1 pseudogene is annotated in these 646 nt (G+C 41.5%); it reads left to right on the top strand.

The window, feature by feature from the left end:
- Positions 1–144 precede the first annotated feature (144 nt).
- Positions 145–646: pseudogene (locus tag ED312_RS23315) on the top strand (hypothetical protein); the annotation flags it as partial.

Raw genomic sequence — 646 nt, forward strand, 5'->3', positions numbered from 1 at the left:
CCTGGGGGAGATGGATGCTAAACTGTTGCAGAAGATAGAGGAATTGACGCTCTATACTATCCAACAGCAAAAGCAAATAGAAGTTTTACTGGAACAAAACAAAAAACAGCAGGAAGAAATAGACCAACTCAAAAAGCAATAAATATGAAGAAACTACTACTTACTGGGTTGATTATGCCAGGTATGTTTTATGCCCAGAATAATGTTTTCCCTTCTTCCGGGAATGTAGGAATCGGAGACACCAATCCTAATTCAGCATTAGTTGTTGGGAATAATTTTGGTGCTAATATTAGCGGATCATCCGCCGGAAATGCGATATTCGGATCAAACCTGGCAGTGATTCAGGGTGGAGATAATCATAATAAATTATTTACGCCTACTTCACATACCGGGAATTATGGGTATTCAGGTATACGAAGTAGTTGGGGAAAGCTATTTTTCTATACAGGTTCAGGTAATACTATTGCAGGTGAAGTAATTGCTCCGCAACCAAGAGTTTTCATTAATGAATACGGAAATATGGGAGTTGGCACTGTCAACCCCGGTACCTGGAAACTCGCCGTCAACGGCAACATCCGGGCCAAGGAAATCAAAGTAGAAACCGGCTGGAGCGATTTTGTCTTTGAGGATAGCTACAACCTGCCCA

The sequence above is a fragment of the Sinomicrobium pectinilyticum genome (genome assembly GCF_003725735.1).
In the GTDB taxonomy this organism is placed as follows: domain Bacteria; phylum Bacteroidota; class Bacteroidia; order Flavobacteriales; family Flavobacteriaceae; genus Sinomicrobium; species Sinomicrobium pectinilyticum.